Annotated in this window: 23 protein-coding genes; 14 read left to right on the forward strand and 9 right to left on the reverse strand. The window is 65.3% G+C overall.

Going from position 1 to position 17,898, the window contains the following annotated elements; all coding sequences use genetic code 11:
- Positions 1-18: 18 nt before the first annotated feature.
- Positions 19-705: a GntR family transcriptional regulator gene (locus tag KV397_RS13575; RefSeq protein WP_261811483.1), complete on the reverse strand. Its 687-nt coding sequence runs from the start codon at positions 703-705 to the stop codon at positions 19-21.
- A 72-nt stretch (positions 706-777) separates the two neighbouring features.
- Between KV397_RS13575 and KV397_RS13580 the strand changes: the two genes are divergently transcribed.
- Positions 778-1,017, forward strand: coding sequence for an HAD family hydrolase (locus tag KV397_RS13580; RefSeq protein WP_261811484.1), 240 nt, complete (start codon positions 778-780; stop codon positions 1,015-1,017).
- A 126-nt stretch (positions 1,018-1,143) separates the two neighbouring features.
- On the opposite strand, the gene KV397_RS13585 is transcribed toward KV397_RS13580, so the two are convergent.
- Positions 1,144-1,581, reverse strand: coding sequence for a hypothetical protein (locus KV397_RS13585; protein ID WP_131494479.1), 438 nt, complete (start codon positions 1,579-1,581; stop codon positions 1,144-1,146).
- Between the two features lie 51 nt (positions 1,582-1,632).
- Positions 1,633-2,007, reverse strand: a complete 375-nt coding sequence (locus KV397_RS13590) for a hypothetical protein (protein WP_261811485.1) — start codon at positions 2,005-2,007, stop codon at positions 1,633-1,635.
- A 555-nt stretch (positions 2,008-2,562) separates the two neighbouring features.
- Here KV397_RS13590 and KV397_RS13595 point away from each other — a divergent pair.
- The 4 genes from KV397_RS13595 to KV397_RS13610 all read left to right on the forward strand — a co-directional run bounded on the left by KV397_RS13595 (position 2,563) and on the right by KV397_RS13610 (position 6,066).
- Complete coding sequence (locus KV397_RS13595) at positions 2,563-3,273, forward strand: ABC transporter ATP-binding protein (protein WP_261811486.1); 711 nt, start codon at positions 2,563-2,565, stop codon at positions 3,271-3,273.
- On the forward strand, positions 3,270-4,559 hold the full coding sequence (locus KV397_RS13600; RefSeq protein WP_261811487.1) for an ABC transporter permease: 1,290 nt from the start codon (positions 3,270-3,272) through the stop codon (positions 4,557-4,559). The genes KV397_RS13595 and KV397_RS13600 overlap by 4 nt, the downstream gene beginning before the upstream one ends.
- A 3-nt stretch (positions 4,560-4,562) precedes the next feature.
- Positions 4,563-5,165 (forward strand): TetR/AcrR family transcriptional regulator, encoded by a 603-nt coding sequence (locus tag KV397_RS13605; RefSeq protein WP_131494475.1) that lies wholly within the window; start codon positions 4,563-4,565, stop codon positions 5,163-5,165.
- 589 nt (positions 5,166-5,754) lie between these two features.
- On the forward strand, positions 5,755-6,066 hold the full coding sequence (locus KV397_RS13610) for a thioredoxin family protein (RefSeq protein WP_081860107.1): 312 nt from the start codon (positions 5,755-5,757) through the stop codon (positions 6,064-6,066).
- Positions 6,067-6,241: 175 nt separating this feature from the next.
- On the opposite strand, the gene KV397_RS13615 is transcribed toward KV397_RS13610, so the two are convergent.
- Genes KV397_RS13615 through cmtR form a run of 5 tightly spaced genes read right to left on the reverse strand, consistent with a single transcriptional unit; the run spans position 6,242 to position 9,916 of the window.
- Positions 6,242-6,451 carry a hypothetical protein gene (locus KV397_RS13615; protein ID WP_029259149.1) on the reverse strand — a complete coding sequence of 70 codons (210 nt, stop codon included), beginning with the start codon at positions 6,449-6,451 and terminating at the stop codon, positions 6,242-6,244.
- A 54-nt stretch (positions 6,452-6,505) separates the two neighbouring features.
- Positions 6,506-7,039, reverse strand: coding sequence for a signal peptidase II (locus tag KV397_RS13620; protein ID WP_231494440.1), 534 nt, complete (start codon positions 7,037-7,039; stop codon positions 6,506-6,508).
- Entirely contained in the window at positions 7,036-7,644 is a 609-nt protein-coding gene (locus KV397_RS13625; RefSeq protein ID WP_029259147.1) for a cadmium resistance transporter, read from the reverse strand. Before KV397_RS13625 ends, KV397_RS13620 begins: the two co-directional genes overlap by 4 nt.
- Entirely contained in the window at positions 7,644-9,560 is a 1,917-nt protein-coding gene (locus KV397_RS13630; RefSeq protein ID WP_036271584.1) for a heavy metal translocating P-type ATPase, read from the reverse strand. Before KV397_RS13630 ends, KV397_RS13625 begins: the two co-directional genes overlap by 1 nt.
- A complete protein-coding gene (gene cmtR, locus KV397_RS13635; protein WP_029259145.1) occupies positions 9,557-9,916 on the reverse strand; it encodes a Cd(II)/Pb(II)-sensing metalloregulatory transcriptional regulator CmtR in 360 nt (119 codons plus the stop codon). The genes KV397_RS13630 and cmtR overlap by 4 nt, the downstream gene beginning before the upstream one ends.
- A 234-nt stretch (positions 9,917-10,150) precedes the next feature.
- On the opposite strand from cmtR, the gene KV397_RS13640 reads away from it, so the two are divergent.
- The 6 genes from KV397_RS13640 (at position 10,151) to KV397_RS13665 (ending at position 15,080) form a co-directional block, all read left to right on the forward strand.
- Complete coding sequence (locus KV397_RS13640; protein WP_029259144.1) at positions 10,151-10,432, forward strand: metal-sensitive transcriptional regulator; 282 nt, start codon at positions 10,151-10,153, stop codon at positions 10,430-10,432.
- A gap of 31 nt (positions 10,433-10,463) precedes the next feature.
- Positions 10,464-10,787: a heavy-metal-associated domain-containing protein gene (locus KV397_RS13645; RefSeq protein WP_029259143.1), complete on the forward strand. Its 324-nt coding sequence runs from the start codon at positions 10,464-10,466 to the stop codon at positions 10,785-10,787.
- Positions 10,788-10,843: 56 nt separating this feature from the next.
- Positions 10,844-12,955 (forward strand): heavy metal translocating P-type ATPase, encoded by a 2,112-nt coding sequence (locus KV397_RS13650; RefSeq protein ID WP_200935185.1) that lies wholly within the window; start codon positions 10,844-10,846, stop codon positions 12,953-12,955.
- Positions 12,956-13,006: 51 nt separating this feature from the next.
- Positions 13,007-13,468 (forward strand): DUF6153 family protein, encoded by a 462-nt coding sequence (locus KV397_RS13655; protein WP_051671013.1) that lies wholly within the window; start codon positions 13,007-13,009, stop codon positions 13,466-13,468.
- 85 nt (positions 13,469-13,553) lie between these two features.
- A complete protein-coding gene (locus KV397_RS13660) occupies positions 13,554-14,153 on the forward strand; it encodes a DUF305 domain-containing protein (RefSeq protein ID WP_029259139.1) in 600 nt (199 codons plus the stop codon).
- A 60-nt stretch (positions 14,154-14,213) separates the two neighbouring features.
- Positions 14,214-15,080, forward strand: a complete 867-nt coding sequence (locus KV397_RS13665; protein ID WP_045278977.1) for a F510_1955 family glycosylhydrolase — start codon at positions 14,214-14,216, stop codon at positions 15,078-15,080.
- An 81-nt stretch (positions 15,081-15,161) separates the two neighbouring features.
- Here the strand turns inward: KV397_RS13665 and KV397_RS13670 are convergent, their stop codons facing one another.
- Complete coding sequence (locus KV397_RS13670) at positions 15,162-15,434, reverse strand: hypothetical protein (protein WP_029259137.1); 273 nt, start codon at positions 15,432-15,434, stop codon at positions 15,162-15,164.
- Positions 15,435-15,692: 258 nt separating this feature from the next.
- Between KV397_RS13670 and KV397_RS13675 the strand changes: the two genes are divergently transcribed.
- The 3 genes from KV397_RS13675 (at position 15,693) to KV397_RS13685 (ending at position 17,889) form a co-directional block, all read left to right on the forward strand.
- Positions 15,693-16,166 (forward strand): hypothetical protein, encoded by a 474-nt coding sequence (locus KV397_RS13675; protein WP_029259136.1) that lies wholly within the window; start codon positions 15,693-15,695, stop codon positions 16,164-16,166.
- Between the two features lie 71 nt (positions 16,167-16,237).
- Positions 16,238-16,903 carry a DsbA family protein gene (locus KV397_RS13680; RefSeq protein WP_134352971.1) on the forward strand — a complete coding sequence of 222 codons (666 nt, stop codon included), beginning with the start codon at positions 16,238-16,240 and terminating at the stop codon, positions 16,901-16,903.
- On the forward strand, positions 16,903-17,889 hold the full coding sequence (locus KV397_RS13685) for an NAD(P)-binding domain-containing protein (RefSeq protein WP_151487250.1): 987 nt from the start codon (positions 16,903-16,905) through the stop codon (positions 17,887-17,889). Before KV397_RS13680 ends, KV397_RS13685 begins: the two co-directional genes overlap by 1 nt.
- Positions 17,890-17,898: the final 9 nt, after the last annotated feature.

Here is a 17,898-nt window from a genome sequence, read left to right on the forward strand (position 1 = left end):
GAATGCGGCGCGGTGTGGCTACTCCGGGTCGGAGCGGACGAGACCCCGCTCTTCGGCGCGGTCGATCATGCCGCTGAGCACATCGTCGAAGAGAGTCACGAGAACGCTTCTGGTCTCCACCACGTCACGCTCGATCAGCGCCACGCGAAGTGCTTCGACGCACGCGGAGACGGCCTCCGCGTCGAAGGCATCACGAGCGTGCTGAGCGAATCGGCGGATCTGGGGGTCGAGACGCTCGATGGCAGCTGCGCGCGCACCGTTGCCTTCGATGCGGGCGAACGCGGTCGCGAGAGACCGGAGCGCGATACCGAAGCCGGCCACGTCGCGCACGCGTGCGGCCTCGACCACCTCGTCCGCGAGGGCGGTCAGGTGCGCGAGGTCATCGGCCTCGATCACCGCCTTCTCATGACGGAGGGATCCGATCCAGATGTCACCGAAGAGGTCGACGGCGTTGCGGACTCGTTCGAGATCGATCGGGGCCACCCGCGTGTAGCGGTTGCGCTGCATCTCGACGAGGCCGTGATCGGCCAGACGGTCGAGCGCGTGGCGGATCGGAGTCTTCGACGTGCCCAGGCGCTCGGCGAGGTCATAGTCGCGCAGACGTTCGCCCGGGGGCAGTTCGCCCGAGATGATCGCGTCCTGCAAGCGGGCATAGGCCTCGTCGCTCATGGACTTGCGCTCGAGCGGTCCACCCGACAGTGCCACATGTCCTCCAGCGAGAGAGAAAGAACGTAGAACCTGACGTTCTACCCGCTGTGCAATATATCGCATTGCTTTGTGCCGGTCAGGCGGAGATTCGATCCGATCTGTTACAGCCATGAGCAGGGGGTGGCGAAGCCGGACGCCGGCGCGTACCTCACCGCCCTCGAACGGATGGGAGCGCGTGCGGAGGATGTCCTCTTCATCGATGACAACGACGCCCCGGCGCGGGGAGCAGAGAGTTGCGGGATCCGCGCGGTTCCCCACCGCGACAACGCCACGACGATCGCAGCGATCGAGCGGTTCTTGGCGAACTGAACTGCAACTTCAATGTTGCATTCCCCGTGGCACCTCGGTATCGAGATGAGATCGAAGATCTCGGCCCCGGATTCGACGGCTTGTGGATCTCGTCCGGTCTCGCGAGAGCGTCGTGAGCGTGGAGTTCTACGGAATCCACTCCGTGGACCAGTAGTCGACGATGAGGTTCAGGACACTGCCCGCCGGTCGCGCCGACACCCAGACGGTGCGAGGGTCCCAGAAAGTGCCGGGTATCGACATCTGCGGGGTGGCGCCCATCTCTTCTGCGAGCGCCTGCGGGGACTGTCCCGCGGGAGGTCGCACGGTGAAGGTCACCGAGCATCCGCCGCTTCCACAGCCGATGCTGTCGCCGAGTACCTCCGCCCCCTCCGGCAGCGGAACCGACGACGCCGGCGGGACGTCCCCTTCCGTCGCCATCATGGTCAGCCAGGCGACGCGTCCGCCGTAGAACAATGCCAGCAGCGCTGCCGCGATGATGAGCGCGGTCCACATCACCCGTCGCCGCTTGGCCGCTCTCTGTTTCGCGACCCACGCGGCTTGGTCGAAGGGCGTAGCGGTGTCCACGCTGTGAGCCTAGTAGCCGGCCCACGGAGCCGACTCCGAAATATGACCGCGTCAGGAGAAGAGTTGGCGGAGGGCGTTGAGGTCGCCGGAGTCGACGACCTTCTGGACGGCGGCGACGGTTTCCTGGCTGGTGAACATAGCCTTCAGGGTGCCGTTCCAGATCTTCCGCACGGTGTCCACATCACCGGCGTCAACGGCCGCGCCGGCAGACTCAATCGCCTGCTGGTAAGGAATCTGCGGGAACCCGGCAGGCGCATCCCAAGGGTTGTAGTACGGCACCCAAGGGAGGTCGGGGTCGGGCGTGAGCCAAAGCACCTGGCCGGGGTGAATGTCGCGCCTGTGGTTCATCGAGGCAAGAGCTGAGTACGCGCAGAGTCGTTCAGCGACCACCGCCTCGACGTCTCCAGGCTGAACGGTATAGGTCACGGGAGTGCCGTCCCCATCGACTGTCACCTCGCCCCGCGCGAACTCACGTGGGCCCAGATCTCGGAGAGTCCCCCGCCGTTCCCAATACAGACCGCCGCCGTCTCCGTAGACCTCCGACATGCCGGAGCAGGATTCCGGCTCGGTCGATCCCGGCGTCGGCATAGCCCCGGTACTTGGGTCGCCGACAGCCGTGGGAGCGGATGACTTAGATGTCTGATCTGCCGCTGGCACTGTGGCGGTGCACCCGGCCAGCGCGGCTGCAGCCAAGGCGAGTGCGGCGAGTACAGGCGCGAGCTTGTGTGTGCCGGACATGACGCCATACTGACAGACCGGTTCAAGCTTCTCGACGTCGACCGGGGCGGGCAGCGGACGCCCCGCCGATTACCTCCGTAGATCGACGGTTCTGAAGGACGTTAGTTGGTGCCCATCTGGCCCGTTCGGCGGCGTCGTGCCAGAAACGATCCTTTCCGGCCGCCCGGAAGGTATGTGCAAGTTCCACCTGATGAGCTCGCCTCGTTATGGCAGTAACTGTAGAAAGTTGCTACAGTTACTGCCATGAACAGTGAGCAAGAGTCCTCTCCCCTCCTGGAGGCGCGTGGGCTGTCCAAGTGGTACGGGAAGGGCGAAGGGCGGTTCCGGGCCCTCGACGACGTCACGGTGCGGATCCGCAAAGGCGAGTCCGTGGCGATCGTCGGGAAGAGCGGGTCGGGCAAGTCGACGCTGATGCATCTGCTCGCCCTCCTGGACGCGCCGGACGAGGGCGCCGTGATCGTCGAGGGGCGCGACGCCTCCGGGCTGCGGCCGCGGGAGGTGAACGAGCTGCGCAACCGTCAGTTCGGGTTCGTGTTCCAGCAGTTCTTCCTCACCGCGAACACGTCCGTTCTGGATAACGTGACTCTGCCGCTGAAGATTGCCGGTGTCTCTGGGCGCGAGCGTCGCGCCCGCGGCCTTGCGGCGTTGCAGAAGTTCGGCCTGAAGGACAAGGCCAAGAATCGGGCAAGCGATCTTTCCGGTGGACAGAAGCAGCGCGTGGTCCTCACTCGCGCGCTGGTCGGTGAGCCAGCGGTGATCTTCGCGGACGAGCCCACTGGCAACCTGGACTCGGCGACGGGGAGCCTGGTGGAGGAGGAGCTGTTCCAGCTGAATCGGGAGCGGGGGATCACTCTCGTGCTCGTCACGCACGACGAGGATCTCGCCGCTCGGTGCGACCGCCAGATCCTCGTTCGGGACGGCCGCATCGTCGACACGGCGGAGGTGGCGGCATGAAGACTACCGATCTGATCCGGACCGCGTTCGCGAACACGTTCCGAAGCAAGCTGCGCACGACCCTCACCGTCCTCGCGCTGTTCATCGGCGCGTTCACCCTCACTCTCACGACGGCCCTCGGGGCCGGAGTGTCGGACTACGTCACCAAGCAAGTCGCGTCTCTCGGCGCGAACGACGTGTTCCTCGTGTCCAAGGACTCGAGCGCGACCGCTACCGACAGCGGTCCGCAAAAGTACGACCCCGCGACCTCCAGCCCCGGAACGGGCACCGGCAATCCGCTGACTGGCTCCACAAGTGCTTTGTCGGACTCCGACATCAGGACACTCTCTGAGATCGGTGGTCTCCGGGACGTGGAACCCGTGTCGACAGTCGCCATCGACTACGTGGAGGCCGATGGCAGCGACAGGTACCAGTTCACGATCGCGCCAACCTCTTCGATCGCCCAGGCCGACCTCACCGCGGGCGATCAGCTGGACTCGTCGAGCTCCGAGTATCAGGTGATCCTGCCCGAGGACTATGTCAATCCCCTCGACCTGGGCAGCAACGAAGAGGCGGTGGGCGCCACCCTTACGCTCGGATTCACCGACGTCACCGGAACACAGCACGCCGAGACCGCCACCGTCGTGGGTGTCTCGAACACGAGCCTGCTCAGCGCGGGAGCGGGCGCGAACTCGGCGCTGGTTGCCGCGATCGCCCAGGAGCAGAAAGCTGGCTCCAGCGCTCCCGACCGCTACCAGGTGGCCGTGGCCTACTTCGACGCGGACGCCACTGATGCTCAGATCGCGCAGCTGAAAGACAGGATCACCGAGGCCGGGATGTCGGCCCAGACCATCAAAGATCAACTCGGAGTCGTGCAGACGATCATCACCGGGATCACGGGCGTGCTGAACGCCTTCGCGATTATCGCGCTCCTTGCCGCCACCTTCGGCATCGTGAACACGCTCCTGATGAGCGTGCAGGAACGAACAAGAGAGATCGGCCTGATGAAGGCGATGGGAATGGGCAGCGGCCGCATCTTCACCCTCTTCAGCCTCGAAGCCGCCGTGATCGGCTTCCTCGGCAGCGCGCTCGGCGTGGTCGTTGCGATCGCTGTCGGGCTGCCACTCAACGGCGCACTCGCCAGCGGGCCTCTCTCGGGGCTCTCGGGCCTGACCGTCCTGCTCTTCCAGCCCAGCGGGATCATCGGCGTCATCGCACTCATCGTCATCATCGCCTTCCTCGCCGGAACACTTCCCGCGCGACGAGCGGCGAAGAAGAACCCGATCGACGCCCTGCGGTACGAATAGAGGATGAGCGAAACGATGAGCGCGCGCGGGAACAGCAACGCGAGAGGACGAGCCACCGCGCGCGCCATCGAGTCCGCCGCGGTGCGCCTCGCCACAGAGCACGGCGTAGCGGCAGTGACTGTCGATCAGATCTGCGCGGAAGCCGGCATCGCTCAGCGCACGTTCTTCAACCACTTCGACACGAAGGAAGACGCACTTCTCGGCAAGGATCTCCCCCAGGTCGACGAGCAGCGCACCCGTGAATACCTGAGCTCCACCACTGTCGGTGTGCTCGCCGGCGCCCTCAACCTCGTGCGACTCCCGACACCCGGGGACAGCGACCACGAACTCCTCCTCGCCCGGATCGCTCTCCTCTCGACATCACCCGCTCTCGCCGAACGTCAGGCGCTCCGGCTGCGCCCCCTCGCCGACGAGGTGCAGAGCATCATCACGCTCAAACTCACCGACATCGCGCCCGACCGCACCCGAGAAGAACTCCACACGTCCGCCACACTGATCACGCAGATCGCCTCCGGGCTCATGCTCACGTCCGCCCTCCCCCGCCCCGACCAACCGCTCGCCCCGTCGATCCAGGACCTCGCCTGGGTCTGGCCCCGACTGCTCTAGGCCCGACGCGCCACTTCTGGCCCCGCTGACCAACGAAGGAATGAGCACTAGCCGACCACGTCGAATCCGTCTGCCGAAAGCGGGTTCTGGTGATCCGTTCCGGCAGCCCATCACAAGCCTGACAGCGCACACCGCCGGAAACGATCGTTTCCGGCGGGGTCGATGACCCTGCCGAAAATCACAGGTCCGACACCTCTCGTGAGCATCAGACACGTTTCGTGAGTCGTTCCGCCAACTACGCGAGAATCCGCCACCTTTCGTGAGAAGGGACATCTGTCCGATCTCACGAAACTTGTCGGTTGGTGAGACGGAGCACCCCCGGAAAGACGGGTGAGTGGTGCGCTGCGGAAACTGCCGGTTGTCTCACGAAACTTGTCGGAAATCGCGGCCGCTTTCACATTGCCTAAAGGGTCGGGCGGGCCGTTTCGGCGCAACAGGTTCGGGCAGGGGTTTTCGGCAGGTGCGCGACCGGCGTGTCGCACAATCGGCCGGCGACCTCGGTACGTCGGCCGGAAACGATCGTTTTCGGTGATAGCCCTCCACCACAAATGGGTCACGACATCAGCAGAGAATCGAGGATGATTGAGTCGTGGAGATTGAGCTGCTGCATATCGCTGATTGCCCTAGCTGGGTTGAGGCCAGTCGTCGTGTTGCCGAGGCGCTTAGCGAAACAGGCCACGACGGATTGAGCCTGCGTTATCGACTCATCCGAACAGAGGAAGACGCCGCCGGGGTTCAATTTGCGGGCTCCCCGACGATCACGGTGGACGGAAACGATCTCTTCCCGGGGTCGGATCGTAGTAGTGAGTTGGCTTGCCGCATCTACAGCACACCTGCTGGGTTGGCCGGGATGCCAACGGTTGAACAGATCCGAGAGGCAATGAGGGCCTATGGAGACTGAGCTCGATGTCGCCTGCACGTGCTGCGGCCGGCATCTACCACGAAGGAAGCTGCACGCCCTCGGAGACGACGGTGCGTTCATCTGTCGACGATGCGGTTTGTGGGTCGCGCTTCGCTTACGACGTGACCGCCCGCCTACGTAGTCCCCACACTCAGAAGCCGCACGCACGGGCGAGCTACACCACGGCGATTGTCCGGACTTCGCGCTCCCATGCCTGTGTTGCGACCTGCACGGCATCCCAGGGGGAGCCGAGCGGGGGCGTGTAGGAGAGGTCGAGGTCGCTCATTGCGGCGATCGTCATGCTGTGGTGCAGCGCTGCCGCGTAGGTGTCGATGCGCTTGGAAATTTCCGCACCGCGGGTGCCGACGAGCTGCGCGCCGAGCAATAGCGCCGATGTAGAGGGCGAGTTGATGGGTTGTCCCCGCTTCTCAAAGCGGTTTCACTTTGTGGCCTCATCGCCGGCGCGGATCATGAGGAGCGCTCCGGTGACCGCTGCGGCGAAGATCACGATGTCGGCGATGTTCCCGATGAACCAATTTCCGTAGGCGAGAAAGTCCACGACGTGTCCGCGGGCGAATCCCGGATCGCGGAAAAGGCGGTCGCCTGCGTGTGAGGCGGCAGCTCCTCCGAGCGCGCCGATGACGATTGCCCATCCCAGGCGTTGTACTCGGAACGCGAACACGATTGCTGTGACGGTGGCGGCGACGGCTAGCAGCGCGAACACCCAGGTGAAGCCTTCCCCGAAGGAGAATGCCGCTCCGGGGTTGTAGGCGAGCTGCAAACCCAACAGGTCACCGATTAGGGGGACGCGCTCACGCTCAGTGAGGGCCGCTTCAGCCCACACCTTCGTTCCCTGATCAATCAACACGACAATCACGGCGATCAGGAGCGCTCCACCAGTGAGCTGCCACCGCCGCGCCGACGACCGCTCGCGCACAGCGGGCGGGTGAGCTTCTGTTTCGGAAGGGATCATGCGAGGACCTCGATCAGACGGACGATGACCCCGGATTCGATCAGGATGAACAGGCCCAGACCGATGAAAACTGCCGGTACAAGCCAGTGCTCGACGCGCTCCAACCCCTCGGTGACTGCCTTGTTAGTGCCGATGAGCCGGCCCGCCGCGCACCAGACGGCAACGAGGATGAGGAACACGACGATCATGATCGCGACGTCGCCGGGCGTGCTGGTGCGGAAGATCGGCGTGTAGAGGGAGATGTTGTCCGCCCCGTTGGCGATCGTGATACCAGCGACGCCCCACAGTCCGACCGCGGTGATCTTGGAGTCGTCGTCATCGTCATCGCCGTTGCGGCGCAGGCCGCGAATGAGCGTCCAGATGCCGATGCCGAGCGGGATCAGGCCAAGGAAGCCGACCCATTCGTCCGGGACGATGGTGAGGCCGAGCGCGGCGATCACGCTGATGACGACGAGGGTGATGAACCCGAGGTACTGGCCTGCGACGATCTGCCACGGCCGGGGTTTCCCTCGGCTGGAGGCGAGGAAAAGCACGGTGAGCACGACGATGTCGTCGATGTTGGTTGCCGCGAACAGGCCGATCGCTGATCCAATGGTGGCGAGCATCAGCGTCCCAGTCGTGGCGTGCGGGTGCGGGCGGCCCGCAGGCCGTTGAGGATCACGATGACCTCGGCGACCTCGTGGACCAGGACGACAGCCGCGAGCCCCAGGACGCCGAAGAGCGCGAGCGGGAGCAGGGCGGTGATGATCAGCAGCGACAGGATGATGTTCTGGTTGATGATCCGTCGACCGCGCCGGGCGTGATCGAACGCCCGCGGGATGAGGCGTAGATCATGGCCGGTGAAGGCCACGTCCGCGGATTCGATCGCTGCGTCGGAGCCGGTCGCGCCCATCGCGATGCCGACGTCTGCGCCCGCGAGGGCGGGGGCATCGTTGATGCCATCGCCGATCATCGCGACCGGTCCCGCCTTCGACAGTTCCCCGATCGCGGTCGCCTTGTCCTCCGGGCGCAGCTCCGCGCGCACATCGCTGATCCCGGCCTGCGCAGCCAGGGCACGAGCGGTCCGGGCGTTGTCGCCGGTGAGCATCGTCACCCCGACGCCCTGGCCGGTGAGTGTCCGGACTACCTGGGGGACTTCAGGGCGCAGCTCGTCGCGGACGCCGATCGCGGCGACCGGTGACCCGTCTCGGTGCACGATGACGACGGTCATGCCCTGCTCTTCCAGCGTTGCGACCCGCTCAACGAGGTCGCCGGCGTCCAGCCAGCGGGGACTGCCGACGGTGATTCTCGATCCGTCGACGGTGCCGTCAATACCGTGGCCGGCCTGCTCGGTCACATCTGCAGCTGCCGGTGTCCCCGGAGCTGCGGCGGTGATCGCTGAGGCAAGAGGATGTGTGCTGTGCTGCTCCAGCGCAGCCGCCCACGCCAACGCCTGGACCTCGGTTACACCGTTCGCGGTGAGTACGGCGGTGACCACGGGTTCGTTGCGGGTAAGGGTTCCGGTCTTGTCGACGGCGACGTGCCGGACCGTACCGAAGCGCTCGAAAACGGCGCCGGACTTGATGATCACACCGAACTTGCTCGCGGCGCCGATCGCAGCGACGACCGTCAGCGGGACCGAGATCGCCAGCGCACACGGAGACGCCGCGACCAGCACGACGAGCGCGCGGGTGATCCACACCTCCGGGTCACCCAGCAGCGAACCGATGATCGCGACGAGCGCCGCGAGGATCAGAACGCCGGGCACCAGTGGGCGGGCGATCCTGTCCGCGAGACGGGCACGCTCGCCCTTGTCGGTCTGCGCTTTCTCGACCAGCTCCACGATCGTCGTGAGCGAGTTATCGGTGCCCGCAGCCGTCGCCTCAACCTCCAGCGCGCCGGCACTGTTGATCGCACCGGCCGACACAACATCGCCAGGCTCGACCTCGACCGGGATCGACTCCCCGGTGATCGCCGATGTGTCCAGGCTGGAGCGCCCGGATCGGACGATCCCATCGGTCGCGATCCGCTCACCCGGGCGGACCACCATGACCTGGCCAACCGTCAACTCTCTCGCCGGTACCTGCGCGGAGACACCGCCCTGCAGCACCGTCGCTGTCTCCGGCACGAGCTTCAGCAGTGCCCTTAGCCCGCCGCGGGCGCGGTCCATCGCCTTGTCCTCGAGCGCCTCAGCGATCGAGTACAAGAACGCCAGAGCTGCAGCCTCCTCCACGTACCCGAGGATGACTGCGCCGATCGCGCTGATCGTCATCAGCAACCCGATGCCGAGCTTGCCCTTGAATAGTTTCCGGATCGCGCCCGGCGTGAACGTCGACGCGCCCAGCAGTAGTCCGACCCAGAACAGCACCAACGCCGGGATCTCTAAGCCGGACCACTCGAGGATCAGACCCCCCAGGAACGCGACACCCGAGAAGATCGGCACCATGATCCCGCGGTCTTTCCACCAGGGCCGCTCAGCCTCTTCGTGTTCCTCTCCCGCCGTGGCGGCAGGCTCATGCTCGCAACCACACGCCTCGCTCACGCGCCAGCCCCCGCTCCGCAGCAGCCCGCCACCGTGCACGCCGAGTCCACGCACGGGGCGTGCACGTCGACAGCCAGCGTCACGTCCACCAGTGCGACGAGGGCAGCAGCTAGGTGCGGGTCGGCGATTTCGTATCGGGTCTGACGGCCCTCCGGCTCGGCAACGACGATGCCGCAATCGCGCAGGCAGGTGAGGTGGTTCGACACGTTCGAGCGCGTCAGCTCCAGTTCGCGCGAGAGCACAGCGGGATAGCTCGGTCCGTCGAGCAACGTCATTAAGATCCGGGAACGGGTCGGATCAGCCATGGCCCGGCCGAGTCGGTTCATCACATCAAGACGGGAAGCAATGGTCAGCATGCACTGAACTATACAGTGACCGCTGACTGGTTATCAATTCGATCGAATGTTATGGCGTTCTGTTCGTCGCCGCGTCAACCAGTCGTGAGGTGCGCGATCCTGCTGTGGTGGACGACGCCGCATGCCGCCGGGCGCTCGATAGCGATCGTCCCGCGAAACTGCAGCCGGAGGCTGTCGTTCGGGAATAGGCCGGTGCCTGTTGAGTTACATACCCCCAGGGGGTATGTTGTGGGTATGAACGGTTACACCGACAACAAGGCGGATCTGCGCAAGCGATTGAGTCGGGTTGAGGGTCAGGTGCGAGGTATCTCGCGGATGGTCGATGAGGACAAGTACTGCATCGACATCCTGACGCAGGTCGCTGCGGCCACGAAGGCGCTCGAAACGGTGGCCTTGTCGCTCCTGGGTGACCATCTGAGCCATTGCGTCGCTCAGGCAAGCGCTGAGGGTGGCGAGGTTGCGGCGGAGAAGGTCCGCGAAGCTAACGACGCCATCGCTCGCCTGGTCCGTTCATAACCACACGTCTAACGATCTGGAGAAATTCACTATGACTGACCGCATCGAACTCGGACTGAAGGACGCAAACGCTGGTTGCGCATGCTGCGCAGCCCCATCGAACATCGAGGCATCCGCTCCTGTGGCGGCCCCGGTCTCGGAAGAGGTACTGGTCACGGGAATGACGTGCTCGCACTGTGTGTCGAGCGTCAGTGAGGAACTGAGCGCGCTTGACGGTGTCGCGTTCGTCGCTGTCGACCTGAACGCCGGCGGCTCGTCCCGCGTGACGATCCACAGCGCAGCCCCTGTCGATCCCGCTGCCGTGAGGGCTGCGGTCGAAGAGGCCGGTTACAGCCTCGCGACCAGCCAGGCCTGATTCACTTATCCGTCCGCACCCGGCTCGACCCCGGGCGCATCGAACAAGGAGTTCTGATGAGCCAGCACGACGAGCACACCCATCACATCGCACACGAGAATCCCGGCACCGCGCCGACGGCGCAGCATGACCACGCGGCGATGAGCCACGACCACGGCGCTCCTCAAGGTCACGCGGGCCACGGCGGTCACGCGGGCCACGGCGATCACGTGGGCCAGTTCCGGCGGTTGTTCTGGATCATGCTGGTCCTTGCGGTCCCGGTTGTCGGGTTCTCGGGGATGTTCTCGATGCTGCTCGGGTACCCGTTGCCGGAAGCCGCCTGGGTTGGGTGGGTGTCCCCGGTTCTCGGGACGGTCATGTACATCTGGGGTGGGGCCCCGTTCCTCACCGGCGCGGTGAGTGAACTTCGTGCCCGCAAGCCCGGAATGATGCTCCTGATCGCCCTCGCGATCACGGTCGCGTTCCTCGCATCCTGGGGCGCGAGCCTCGGCCTCCTCCATCATGAGCTGGACTTCTGGTGGGAGCTGGCGCTGCTGATCGTGATCATGCTGCTCGGCCACTGGATCGAGATGCGCTCCCTCGCACAGACCACCTCAGCACTGGATTCCCTCGCTGCACTGCTGCCCGACGAGGCGGAAAAGATCGAAGGCGACACGACCGTGACGGTCGCCCCGTCCGATCTGCTGGTGGGTGACGTGGTGGTGGTGCGCCCAGGCGGGCGGGTGCCCGCTGACGGGCGGATCGTGCAGGGCTCGGCCAGCATGGACGAGTCGATGATCACCGGCGAGTCCCGGCCCGTGCGCCGCAGCGACGGCGACCAGGTCATCGCCGGCACCGTCGCCACCGATTCCGGGGTGCGGGTCGAGATCACCGCGATCGGCGACGACACCGCTCTCGCGGGGATCCAAAAGCTGGTGACCGAAGCGCAGAATTCATCCTCGCGCGCGCAGCGGCTCGCAGACAAGGCCGCCGGGTGGCTGTTCTGGTTCGCGCTCGGCGCCGCCGCGATCACCGCCATCGTCTGGACGATCGTCGGCATGCCCGACGCCGCCGTGATCCGCACGATCACCGTGCTGGTGATCGCCTGCCCGCACGCGCTCGGTCTGGCGATCCCGCTCGTCGTGTCGATCGCCACCGAGCGTGCCGCTCGCGGAGGCGTGCTGATCAAGGACCGTCTCGCGCTGGAGAGCATGCGCACCGTCGACACCGTCCTGTTCGACAAGACCGGCACGCTCACCAAGGGCACCCCCGCCGTGACCGCGATCGACCCCGTCTCCGGGACCGACCCTGACCAGCTGCTGGCCTGGGCCGCGGCCGCGGAAGCAGACTCCGAACACCCCCTCGCCCGCGCGATCGTCAACGCGGCGAAAGAGAAGACCCTCACGGTCCCCTCGTCAGCCGATTTCGAATCGTCCCCGGCGGTCGGGGTCCGTGCACGTGTCGATGGGCGCGTGGTGCAGGTCGGTGGCCCGTACATGCTCGAGCAGGAACACGCCTCCGAGCTACCGGTCGCCGACGAGTGGCGCCGTGAGGGTGCGATCATCCTCCACGTGCTCGTCGACGGACAGGTCGCGGGTGCCCTGCGCTTGGCGGATGAGATCCGCTCGGAGTCGCGTCACGCCGTCGAGGCCCTCCACGAGCGTGGCGTGCAGGTGGTCATGATCACCGGTGACGCCGACGCGGTCGCAGCCTCCGTCGCGGGCGAGCTCGGCATCGACCGGTACTTCGCCGGGGTCCGACCCGAAGACAAGGCCTCGAAGGTGAAAGAGCTGCAAGGCGAAGGGCGCAAGGTCGCGATGGTCGGAGACGGTGTCAACGACGCCCCCGCGCTCGCGCAGGCCGACGTCGGCATCGCCATCGGCGCCGGGACGGATGTTGCGATCGCGTCCGCGGGCGTCATCCTCGCCAGCGACGACCCCCGGTCGGTGCTCTCGGTGATCGAACTGTCGCGGGCCAGCTACCGGAAGATGAAGCAGAACCTCTGGTGGGCCGCCGGCTACAACCTGCTCTCCGTCCCCCTCGCCGCCGGAGTGCTCGCCCCGATCGGGTTCGTGCTCCCGATGTCCGTGGGCGCGCTGCTGATGTCCCTGTCAACCATCGTCGTCGCGCTCAACGCGCAGCTGCTGCGCCGACTGGATCTGCGCCCGGACGCCGTGGCCGGTAAGTAGCGAGAAACAGTTAGGTCGACGGATGTAGGCTGGGGCGAACGGGAGGTGAGTATGTCGCTGATCAAGGTCTCACAACAGGTGCGCGGACCGCGCACGCTCACCCACACCGTCCTGGCCGTCCTCGCGATCGCCGTGGGCATTATCGCCGGCCTACTGGCGATGCACTCCTTCAACTCGCATGCGACGGCCGCCGGTCACCATGACACCGTCACCGTCAGCACTCAGGCCGAAGTATCCGCCCATCACCCCGACGCCTCCGCGACCGCCCTCGTGCCAGCCGCGCCGACACAGGAGGCGGGATGCGCGACGTGTGGGGCCGGAGATTCGATGACGTGGATGGCGTGCGTCCTCGCGCTCCTGGTGGCCACCATCCTTCTCAGGCGGATCGGGCTCGGCTGGCGGCACACCCTCTTGGTTGCGACCCGCGCGCCCGCGACAACACGCGGGCCCGCCCGCGCTCACGCCCTTCCCCCGCCTCCATCTCTCACGGTTCTCTGCATCAGTCGCACGTGATCACGCGCTAGCCCGCTCTGGCGGGCAACGCACCCTCGGGCACCGGCAGCCGCCGGGCCCCATCACTGACCCTTGGAGAACCCTCATGAAGATTCGACCCGCGGCGATCGCCGCACTCACCCTCACCGCACTGCTCGCCCTCGCCGGCTGCGCGGGAACCACCGGATCCGACAACGGCATGGAAGGCATGGACCACGGCGGCAGCTCGTCCGCGCCCGCAGAGACAGCAGATGCGAATGACGCCGACATCATGTTCGCCAGCATGATGAAGGAACACCACGCACAGGCCATCGAGATGTCCGACGTCCTCCTCAGCAAGGACGGCGTTGACGAGCGCGTCGTCTCTCTCGCCGAAGAAATCAAAGCCGCTCAGGAGCCCGAGATCCAGCAGATGGACCAGTGGCTCGAAGACTGGGGCGCGGAGATGGACAGCATGGAGGGCATGGATCACGGCAGCGGCATGATGTCCGAAGAGGACATGCAGGCCCTCGAAGATGCCGCCGGTCCCGATGCGGGGCGTCTGTTCCTCGAGCAGATGATCCAGCACCACGAGGGTGCCGTCGACATGGCGCAAGACGAAGTCGACAACGGTCAGAACAGCGACGCCGTCGCACTGGCCGAGACCATCATCGACACGCAAACGGAAGAGATCGCCACCATGAAGGAGATCCTCGCAACTCCGTGATCCACGGGTGGGGTGCGGGACTCCCGCACCCCACCCATAGATCTGTTTGCGGACACCATCATGCGAACCCTCAAGAACTTCACCCTGCCTACTTCCCGCCTGCGACGTCGCGGAGCACTCACGATCGCTACGACAATCGCGGCCAGCATCGTGCTCGCCGGGTGCACAGCACCTGCCGAGCCGACCACCGGACACGACCACGCCACCACCATCGAACACGTCCACGCGATCGTGCCTGACCCCTCAGGAGACGGCTACCTACTGGGCGCCCACGACGGGATCTACACGGCCACGCTTGACGGCGAAATTGGCGACCGCGTCCAGAACACCGACTTTGACGCGATGGGCCTCACCGCCATCGGGGATACCCTCATCGCGTCTGGACACCCCGGGCGAACGACTGCCCCCGAACTCGGTTCCCCCAACCTCGGAATCATCCGAAGCGACGACAGCGCCCGATCCTGGTCACCGGTCTCGCTCACCGGAGAGAAGGACTTCCACGCTCTCGCCGCCGGCCCGGACGAGAGCCTGTACGGGCTTGCGTCAGACTCCATCGAACTGCTCCGCAGCGACGACACCGGACAGACATGGTCGCCCGCCGGGGAAGTCGTCGCGGTCAACCTCGCCATCGACGCCGCAGGGCAACTGTTCGCCGCCACACCCGACGGGCTGCAAGTCAGCGCGGATGAGGGCGCCACGTTCACCACCGTGAACGATGCACCGCTGCTCTACCTCCTCGCCGCTTCACCCGATAGCAAGCGCCTCGTCGGTGTCGGCAACGGCGGACAGATCTGGGTCAGACCCGCATCAGGCGCGGAGTGGGTTCCCGCCGGCACAACCCACGGCTCCGCACAAGCGATCACCATCACGAACGGCGGCGACATCTTGGTCTTCGATCAGAGCGGACTCACTGCGCTGCCCCGCTAGGCCGCCCCGAACGGTCACAATCTTTCCCGGGTTCGGATCGCAGCAACGACTTGGGCTGAGGTAGCCGATCCTAGGGGTTACTTACACCAAAGTGCTCGTCCGAGTTTGGCGCTCCCATGCCTGCGTTGCGAGCTGCACGGCGTCCCATGGGGAGCCGAGCGGGGGCGTGCAGGAGAGGTCGAGGTCACTCATCGTTGCGACGGTCATGCCGTGGTGCAGAGCCGTGGCGTAGGTGTCGACGCGCTTGGAGATCTCCGCACCGCGGGTGCCGACGAGCTGCGCGCCGAGCAGCAGACCCCTTTTGTTCCCCTGTGCGCGTGCGGTCGGGTGGCGTTGTCCCTGTACTTGCTGCATGGCGGCCTCATCGCGCTCTGGAGTAACGCGTATGGCCGCTCTGCAGAGAACTTCTACTTGGGCTGGCTGGTGATCGTTCCGGGCATGATCGTGGTGGGTTGGCTGTGGTGGCGCTTCGCCGGAACTGGCCCAGTTGAATGGGCGATGGGCTGGCTCAGCGGACGTCCCAAGACTTCCTCGTTTCGCCGGTAGAACCAGCGCGTGGCTCACGAGTTCGCAAGGAATCTTGATTGGTGGGGCTGGTAGCATCCTGAGGTCATGGTCGTCTACGGTCGCACTCGCAACTGCGCCAGCCGCGCCGACGATTTCCTGATAACGAAGATCATTACAGCCCTCGGGCTGGCGCTTCTTCTCGTTGTCGGAGCATGGCCGGGCGGCCACCGTGACGCGACGGACGCGACTCCGTATCTGAGCACGACATCCTCGTCGTCACTAGGAACGCCTTCCGCCGGCCATGTCTCGGCGGGTTCGGGTGAAAGCGTTGCCGGCGCGACCGCCGAACAATTCGTGACCGGGGACACAGCAAACGACATCATGATCGGTGTTGCCGGGTGCCTCTTGGGTATCATCTGCTGCTTCTTGGTGCTCATCGTCACGCGGACCTTCCTCCGTCACGTCCCCTCTTCTCGCATTCGCGAACGTTTGCCGCGCGCACCATCACTGGCGGCCATGACGGGGCGCCTGTTCGCATTGCCTCCTTCTCTCACACAGCTTTCTCTGTCGCGGACCTGACCCTGGCGGCGCCATCTTTTCGATGGCGCTCCACTGGTCGTCCTCGTTCGTTGTGTGTGTTTGGAGTGTCTATGAAATCTTCCGTGAAAGCGGTACTTGTCACCGTGGCTTTTGCCGTGGTGTTGCTGGTCGTCGCGCTGGTCTTCGTCCTCATCAATCAGAATCAAGCTGCCGCACCCGAGACGGGGCCCGCTGATGGTCCACAGGTCGTCCGTGAGAACTCGCATGTCCTCGATGACGGAGGGGAAGGGGCGGTGACGGTTGTCGAGTTCCTCGATTTCGAGTGCGAGGCCTGCGGTGCTTTCTATCCCCTCGTCGAGGATCTCCGCGGCAAGTTCGATGGCGAGATCACTTACGTGATCCGCTACTTCCCGCTGCCGGGTCACCTCAACTCGAAGAACGCCGCGATCGCTGCCGAAGCCGCAGCGCAGCAGGGCCGCCTCGAAGACATGTATCACCGCCTGTTCGAGACGCAGCCTCAATGGGGTGAGGCTCAAGAGTCGCGGGCGGACCTGTTCCGGGGGTTTGCGGAGGAACTCGGATTGGACATGGCCGCGTTCGATGAGGCTGTCGCTGATCCTGCGACAGCAGAACGGGTTCAATTTGATCTAGACGAGGGTGAGCAGCTCGGTGTCAGCAGTACCCCCTCGTTCTTCATCGATGGGGAGCCTGTCGTACTGGAGACGTGGACCGATCTGGAGGACAGCATTGAAGCCGCGGTGAACGGTGCTGAATGATGGCGCATTCGCTATCGCACCGTCGCGTCATCATCGTTGGCGCCGGGCACTCCGGATTGGCGACAGCCGCCGCGCTCAGGTCCTCCGGGTTTGAGCCACAGAAAGACTTCGTGATCATCGATTCTGCAACCCCCGGTCAACGAAGCTGGGTCACACGGCGGCAGTCGATGAAACTACGCAGTGCGGCACGCCACAGTGTCGTCCGCGGGTTCCCTTTCCCGGGCGATGAAGACCGTCATCCGAGTGCGGATGAGATGTCCGACTACCTGTCTTCGGTGGAGAAAGCCATCGGTGTGAAAACCGTGTGGAGCACACGAGCTCTTGGAGTCAACCGGTTGGGCGACGGATCCACGCTGCATCTGTCGACCTCCGCCGGGGAAGTGCAAACCCGAAATGTGGTCTGCGCAACGGGGGCTGCCGCCGTGCCGCGCATACCGGGGTGGCGCCAGGAACTAGCAGTACCCGGTTTTGTGCTGCATTCCAGCCAGTACCTCTACCCCGCGCAGGTACCCCCCGGCCCCGTGTTGGTTGTTGGCGGCGGATACAGCGGAGTGGAGATTGCTGAGGAACTCGCGTCCTCCCACGACGTCACCCTCTCCACTCGAGCGGAACCCTCACGAGTATCAGAGCGGCCCATCTGGTCAAGGCTGCGGCGTAAGGGTCCGATGTCCGAGGCACGCCCCCGCGTAGCTTCGACAGACGTCACTCATGCCGCCGCCGTAACGGAGATTCGCGGAGACACCGTGATGTTCGCCGATGGGGCGTCCATGAAGCCGTATTCCGTGGTCCTTGCGACCGGATACAGGCCGGCAGACACATGGCTGCCCGATTCGGAGCCGCCCGGGCAGCCATTGCACGTCAGTGCACGCATCCCCGGACTGTTCACTGTTGGCATGCCGCGATACTCCCGCGCGGACGCTGACACCCTCGCTGGGGCGAGTCGCGATGCGGCGACCGTCGCCCGGCTCATCGTTGGACGGCCGTAAAGGAGCACC

The organism is Microbacterium aurugineum (genome assembly GCF_023101205.1).
Classification (GTDB): Bacteria; Actinomycetota; Actinomycetes; order Actinomycetales; family Microbacteriaceae; genus Microbacterium; species Microbacterium aurugineum.

Bases quoted from the DNA above. Each gene is read 5' to 3' on its own strand.
- KV397_RS13595 (WP_261811486.1), top strand. From the start codon at position 2,563: ATGAACAGTGAGCAAGAGTCCTCTCCCCTCCTGGAGGCGCGTGGGCTG.
- KV397_RS13600 (WP_261811487.1), top strand. From the start codon at position 3,270: ATGAAGACTACCGATCTGATCCGGACCGCGTTCGCGAACACGTTCCGA.
- KV397_RS13605 (WP_131494475.1), top strand. From the start codon at position 4,563: ATGAGCGAAACGATGAGCGCGCGCGGGAACAGCAACGCGAGAGGACGA.
- KV397_RS13620 (WP_231494440.1), bottom strand. From the start codon at position 7,039: ATGATCCCTTCCGAAACAGAAGCTCACCCGCCCGCTGTGCGCGAGCGG.
- KV397_RS13625 (WP_029259147.1), bottom strand. From the start codon at position 7,644: ATGCTCGCCACCATTGGATCAGCGATCGGCCTGTTCGCGGCAACCAAC.
- cmtR (WP_029259145.1), bottom strand. From the start codon at position 9,916: ATGCTGACCATTGCTTCCCGTCTTGATGTGATGAACCGACTCGGCCGG.
- KV397_RS13640 (WP_029259144.1), top strand. From the start codon at position 10,151: ATGAACGGTTACACCGACAACAAGGCGGATCTGCGCAAGCGATTGAGT.
- KV397_RS13645 (WP_029259143.1), top strand. From the start codon at position 10,464: ATGACTGACCGCATCGAACTCGGACTGAAGGACGCAAACGCTGGTTGC.
- KV397_RS13650 (WP_200935185.1), top strand. From the start codon at position 10,844: ATGAGCCAGCACGACGAGCACACCCATCACATCGCACACGAGAATCCC.
- KV397_RS13655 (WP_051671013.1), top strand. From the start codon at position 13,007: ATGTCGCTGATCAAGGTCTCACAACAGGTGCGCGGACCGCGCACGCTC.
- KV397_RS13660 (WP_029259139.1), top strand. From the start codon at position 13,554: ATGAAGATTCGACCCGCGGCGATCGCCGCACTCACCCTCACCGCACTG.
- KV397_RS13665 (WP_045278977.1), top strand. From the start codon at position 14,214: ATGCGAACCCTCAAGAACTTCACCCTGCCTACTTCCCGCCTGCGACGT.
- KV397_RS13670 (WP_029259137.1), bottom strand. From the start codon at position 15,434: ATGCAGCAAGTACAGGGACAACGCCACCCGACCGCACGCGCACAGGGG.
- KV397_RS13675 (WP_029259136.1), top strand. From the start codon at position 15,693: ATGGTCGTCTACGGTCGCACTCGCAACTGCGCCAGCCGCGCCGACGAT.
- KV397_RS13680 (WP_134352971.1), top strand. From the start codon at position 16,238: ATGAAATCTTCCGTGAAAGCGGTACTTGTCACCGTGGCTTTTGCCGTG.
- KV397_RS13685 (WP_151487250.1), top strand. From the start codon at position 16,903: ATGGCGCATTCGCTATCGCACCGTCGCGTCATCATCGTTGGCGCCGGG.